Here is a 5,790-nt window from a genome sequence, read left to right as displayed (position 1 = left end):
GCCGAAGCCGAAGCCGAAGCCGAAGCCGAAGCCGAAGCCGGTACGAGCGTGCTGCGGCTGATCACCGATGTGCACACCACCCTGGCGACGATTCCCGACGTCAAGGCCACCGCGCCCATCCAGCAGAACCTGGCCGAGCGTCAGGTCTCACCGGGCGAGCACTACCTCGACTCCGGATATCCCTCCGCCGACTTGGTCGTGCAAGCGGCGGGCCGGGGCATCAGCATGGTCACCCCGCTCCTGGCCGACCACTCGCCCCAGGCCAAGGCCGCCGAAGGCTTCGCCAAGAGCGCCTTCCGTATCGACTGGAAAGCCCGTCAGGTCCGCTGCCCCCAGGGCGCCACCAGCGCCGGCTGGTATCCGGTCACCCAGCACGGCCGCGACGCCATCGTGATCGACTTCGCCCGCGCCGACTGCCGCCCCTGCCCATCCCGGACCAAGTGCACCAGCTCCGCCCGCGGCGCCCGCATGCTCACCCTGCGCCCCCGTGAACTCCACGAACGCACCACTGCGGCCAGAGCCGAACAGGACACCGACTCCTGGAGAACCAAGTACGCACTCCGCGCCGGCATCGAGGGCACCGTCAACCAGGCTCTCGACGTCACCGGCATCCGCCGGGCCCGCTACCGCGGCCTGCCGAAAGTCACCCTCCAACACATCTACTCCGCCACCGCCCTCAACATCGTCCGCCTCGACGCCTGGTGGGCCACCGACCCACTACGCAAGCCTCGCACCAGCCGACTCGAACGCCTCAGCCACCAACTCGCCGGCTGACGAATTCAGCAACAGAGTCCGCGCCCGCCGCAAAGCGATGAAGACAGCCATCGCCGAGATGGAGCCCTACCGACGCATCGTCGGTCCGGCCACGCGTCAGCGCGTCCGCTCCACGTTGCGGGCCGCGCTGAACGCCGCAATCGCGCAGCAGCTGATCACCTTCAACCCGGCCGCCCACGTCGAGTTGGAGGCCGGCAAGCGGCCCAAGGCCCTGGTGTGGACCGAGGAGCGCATCCTCCACTGGAAGCGCACCGGCGAGAAGCCCTCGCCGGTGATGGTCTGGACGCCGGAGCACACTGGCCTCTTCCTCGACCACATCGCGGAGGGCCGCCTGTACGCGCTCTTCCACCTCATCGCCTTCCGCGGGCTGCGACGGGGCGAGGCGTGCGGCCAGAAGTGGACCGACACCAACCTGGACGCCGGTCTCATCACCGTCGCCAAGCAACTCGTCGTGGACGGCTGGGAGGTGTACGAGGACGACCCCAAGACCGACGCCGGCGCGCGCACCATCGCGCTGGACTCCGACACGGTCCAGGCCCTCAAGCGGCATCGCGCCCAGCAGGACAAGGACCGCGAGGAGTGGGGGAGCGCCTGGGTGGAGACGGGGCGCGTCTTCACCAAGGAGAACGGCGAGATGCTCCACCCCGCCAACGTCACACGGCGGTTCATCGAGCTGTACGAGGAGATCGACCTCCCGCCGGTACGGCTCCACGACCTCCGCCACGGTGCCGCGACGCTGGCCCACGCGGCCGGGGCCGACCTGAAGGACATCCAGGAGATGCTCGGCCACTCCTCGATCACCATCACGGCCGACACGTACACGAGCCTCCTCCCGGAGGCGGACTTGGCGATCGCCGAGGCCGCAGCTCGGCTCGTACCGCGTGCCCGCCCCACCTCCGAGAACACCGCTCCCGAAGCGGAGCCCGAGCCTGACGATGCGGAGCATCCCGACCCGGAGTCCGTGCCGGATGATGCTGATCCGTTGGGCGGTATTCGGGAGATCAACTCTCCGTCCGCTCACGCACCGCTCACGCACCGCTCACGCAAACGGCCCCGGACGAGGAGTCCGAGGCCGAGTAGGAGCCCTCCCTGGGGGATAAACCCCAGGTCAGAGCGGTAATGCGTTGTGCCCCCGGCAGGATTCGAACCTGCGACACCCGCTTTAGGAGAGAGGCTGGGCGATCTGTGGGCTGAGCTGCGACTTCGCCGGCCGAGGCAGCGGGCGGCTACTCGACCGCGGGGCACCGGTGTTGACCGTGGCTGACCCCTGCATCTGGCACGGTTGTGGCACGAACCTCGGCCGACGACAGTGAGCCATGACGGCGGGTGCGCCGACCGACCAGGCACGCGTGTGCCTCGCTGTACCCCCACCGGCCTCAGCCACGCTGTTAGCGCTGTCGGCCAGAGCAAGCCGCGATGGCCGTAACTTATGAAGTTTCCGCGGTCTCAGCTTGAGGTGCAGCAGATTCCTTCAGCATGCGCTCGATCGCTGCTACTGCCTCCGGAAGTCGGCGGAATGTGTGAGCTTTCAGTCCTTTTCGTCTTAAGCCGTGCTGCAGAGGGTCTCGCATGTGCCGTTCGCACACGACAACATCGGCGTAACCTGCGGCACATGAAAGATAAACCATATCAGTACAGTCATTAGACGTCCATTTCGTTCCCCTATTGAGATGTCGATTGAGCATCATTTCGCGAAAAAGGCCAATCGAGTGAAGTCCTTCGTACCCTTTCAGCGCGTACCTTTTTAGCCACTTTTCGAACTGTTCGGTTGTCAGGCCTGCCGTGGCCGCCTCGTGGGCCATTTCTGCCGTCAGATCCTTTAGGAGAAAAGCATCAATTATCTTCCTCTTTTGCTGAGAATCGAGTTTTTCCCCGTCGATCGCATCGCTGAAGTGTTGGTTTACAGTCGCCCATCCCGTGTCGAGGCCGGGTTCGATTGGCTCAGCGTCCAGCATGGTGTCGATTGAGGCAACAGCCTCCCTTAGCGCTTCGAACTGTTGGGAGAGCGGAGTTTCGGGACTATCTGTATGGGGTGGCAAGTTCGAGCCACGAACCTCTGAGTACAAGGCGTTGGCGGCTAGAGTGAAGACGGGCTCGGCGCGAGAATATCTACTTCCTTTGTATTGGTGCATATGGTCGTGGAGCTCAATGCGGCGGACCTGTAGTGGATCACGCATCTGCCAGCCTCGGCTGTACTGCAAGATGGTTAGCCCGAGCTGGTAACGTCGCTGGTCATCAAACCATTTAGATGTCTCATAGTAATGCCCGGCAGAGGCTGGCAGTATTATCCGTCGCTGCTCAACCCATTCTCGGAGCTTTTGTGCGGCAGCGCGTATTTCAGGGTTCGTTTCCCTGCCGTGGATTGCACCACTCAAAGCACTCCATTGGTTCTGGTCTAGATAAATGACCAATCGCCGGGCGAGTCGATCAATTTCATCGGTCGGCATCTCAAACAATATCTGGTCACCTTTCAGCGTGGTCACCAGGAGGGCATCGAACGATGCGGGGACATCAATGCGCGCCAAGTTGCTAGTGTCATCGAACATGGGTGAATTCAGCGGGAATCGAGCTTCCTGCATGTCCGATCGAGTAAAAACCACAGAGGACGTCGTGCGGTCGATCGTGATCAACACGATAGCTGGGCTGTTGTTCGTCTCCACAGCACTAATGATGCAATATGTAGCAATGCTGAGCACCGGTTTTGCCGAGACGCTGGGTGATCTCGCACCTGAGCTGCGGCTTCGCCGACTGAGGGAGGGGGCGACTACTCGACCACGAGATACCGGTGTTGACCGCAGTTACCCCTTGCATCTGGCAGGGTGGCACGAACCTAAGCCGACGGCGGGCGCGCCGACGGTCCAGGCGCGCGTGTGCCTCGCTGTCCCCCACCGGTCTTCACCACGCTGCCAGTGCCGTCAACCAGAGCACGCCACCATGGCCGGCGCGTGATGACGGTTCCTGAGCCCTCAGCTTGGGAAGCTGCGATCATTTGCGGCCGGGTCGGCCGCTGACCTGCGCGAACGGTACGGGTGCCGCCTCGTCGGCCTCGGCGGCTTTCACCGTGAGTCCCCGCTGTTCCCCGCTTGATCTGGTGCGCTTGTGGTGCGCGGCTAGCGACTGATCGGAATTTCGTAGACGATCTCGCAGAGTGCGGCGGGCACCACGATGTCCGCGGTCTCCACGGGCCGCCCCTGGTCGCTGTAGTACGTCCGCCGGATGTGCGTGACGAGTGCGCCCTTCTGGATGCCCAGGAGTGAGGCCTCCTCGGCGGTCGCCTGCCGGGGCTCCGGCTGCTCCACGGCGTGGCTGACGGTGATGCCGATTTCCGCCATGCGGTTCACGACCCCTGCTCCGGCGTGCGGACCGCCCTCGGGGAGGACGACGAGCGTGCCGGCGGTGAGGTCGTACGGCTCCCAGCTCGTCGACAGCTGAACCGGCCTGCCGTCGGCGAGGAACTCGTACGCGGTCTGCACGCACAGCTCACCTTCGGCGATACCGAGGCGCGTGGCGATCTCCGCCGGTGCCGGAACCTTGGCCTCGGTCCGGCTCTCCCAGTCGCCCTGCCTGCCCACGGCCTTCATGTCCGCGCGGAACGGTGAGCCGCTGGGCTGTTCCCGCGCCAGGGGCATTGCGCGATTGGGATTGGTCCGGTTCGTCGGTCTCGTCAGTGACGTGGCGTCATGTCCGTTGTGTGGCAAGGGACCCCGGAGAGCAGAGCAGGCACGGTGCTGGTGATCATGTGGTTGTCGAGACCCATGAGAACCGAGCGAGACCGTGCCTGCCCGAACATCATCGCCCATCCCTTCCGCGCTGGAGCAACTGGGCTCCCCGACTGATCCCCTCACCTCAAGCGATGTCGCTGACCTGCGGCGTTTCCTGATTCTGGTCGCCGATCCCCGCGATGCGCGAGGGCTGCGGTATCCGGCCCTCGCGTTGCTGTGCGCGGCCGTCTCGGCGGTGCTGACCGGGGCCCGGTCGCTCATCGCGATCAGCGAGTGGATCACGGATGCCCCGCAGCATGTGCTGGGTGTCCTCGGCTTCGCTGCCGATCCGCTTACCGGTCTGCGGCCGGTGCCGCACGCCGCAACCGTGCGCCGCCTGCTGCAGCGTGTGGACGGTGACGCGCTGGATGCGGCGATCAGCGCGTATCTGCAGGCCAGAACGCCGCCCCCGGTCGAGCCGGACGCGGAGGAGGGGCCGGTGCGACGGGTGATCGCGGTCGACGGCAAGGTGGTCCGCGGATCGCGAACCCAGACGGCCGCCGCGATCCAGCTGCTGGCGGCGATGGACCACCACGGCGTTGTCCTGGCCCAGCGGCAGGTCGCTTCCAAGAGCAACGAAATCCCCTCCTTCGCACCGTTGCTGGACGGACTCGAGCTGGCGAACACGGTGGTGACCGCCGACGCCCTGCACACCCAGCACGACCACGGGGCCTATCTGACCCGTCGCGGCGCGCACTACGTGGCCGTCGTGAAGAAGAACCATCCGGGCCTGTATGCCCAGGTCAGAACGCTGCCCTGGCGGGACATCCCGCTCGGGCACCGCACGCGCGACCACGCCCACCACCGCGACGAGGTCCGCCGGCTCAAGGCCGCCGCATTCAGCCACCTCGACTACCCCGGCGCCCACCAGGCCATCCAAGTCGTGCGCTGGCGACGCGACATAAGCGCCGGGAAGCTGACCATCGAGCGCGTCTACCTGATCACCAGCCTGACCGTTTTCGACGCCACCTGCACCGAGCTCGCCACCTGGATCAGAGGCCACTGGGGTATCGAGAACCTCCTGCACCACGTCCGGGACCGCACGTTCCGCGAGGACGACTCCAAGGTCCGCACCGGCACCCTGCCCCGCTCCATGGCCTCCCTGCGCAACCTCGCCATCAGCGTCTTCCGCCAGGACGGCCAGACCAACATCGCCGCCGCCCTCCGCCACACCGGCCGCGACTACCACCGGCCCCTACGAGCCCTCGGCCTCACGTGACGAACCCAGACAGATCTCGATCATGCAATGACCCTG

Annotated in this window: 3 protein-coding genes and 2 pseudogenes; 3 read left to right on the top strand and 2 right to left on the bottom strand. The window is 65.4% G+C overall.

Annotation, left to right across the window (positions count from 1 at the left end):
- The coding region (locus B9S61_RS29160; protein ID WP_181007492.1) for a transposase at positions 1-774 on the top strand (774 nt) is incomplete at its 5' end.
- Positions 775-793: 19 nt separating this feature from the next.
- Positions 794-1,854, top strand: a pseudogene (gene xerC, locus B9S61_RS29155) (tyrosine recombinase XerC); the annotation flags it as partial.
- Positions 1,855-2,201: 347 nt separating this feature from the next.
- Here the strand turns inward: xerC and B9S61_RS29150 are convergent.
- Positions 2,202-3,434 carry a hypothetical protein gene (locus tag B9S61_RS29150; RefSeq protein ID WP_103544916.1) on the bottom strand — a complete coding sequence of 411 codons (1,233 nt, stop codon included), beginning with the start codon at positions 3,432-3,434 and terminating at the stop codon, positions 2,202-2,204.
- 450 nt (positions 3,435-3,884) lie between these two features.
- A pseudogene (locus tag B9S61_RS29145) lies at positions 3,885-4,394 on the bottom strand (GntR family transcriptional regulator); the annotation flags it as partial.
- Between the two features lie 154 nt (positions 4,395-4,548).
- Between B9S61_RS29145 and B9S61_RS29140 the strand changes: the two are divergent.
- Positions 4,549-5,754 (top strand): ISAs1 family transposase, encoded by a 1,206-nt coding sequence (locus B9S61_RS29140; protein ID WP_103542832.1) that lies wholly within the window; start codon positions 4,549-4,551, stop codon positions 5,752-5,754.
- Positions 5,755-5,790: the final 36 nt, after the last annotated feature.

The organism is Streptomyces sp. SM1 (assembly GCF_002910825.1).
Classification (GTDB): domain Bacteria; phylum Actinomycetota; class Actinomycetes; order Streptomycetales; family Streptomycetaceae; genus Streptomyces; species Streptomyces okerensis.
The sequence above is the reverse complement of the archived record's forward strand: the minus strand, read 5'-3'. Positions and strand labels throughout refer to the sequence as shown.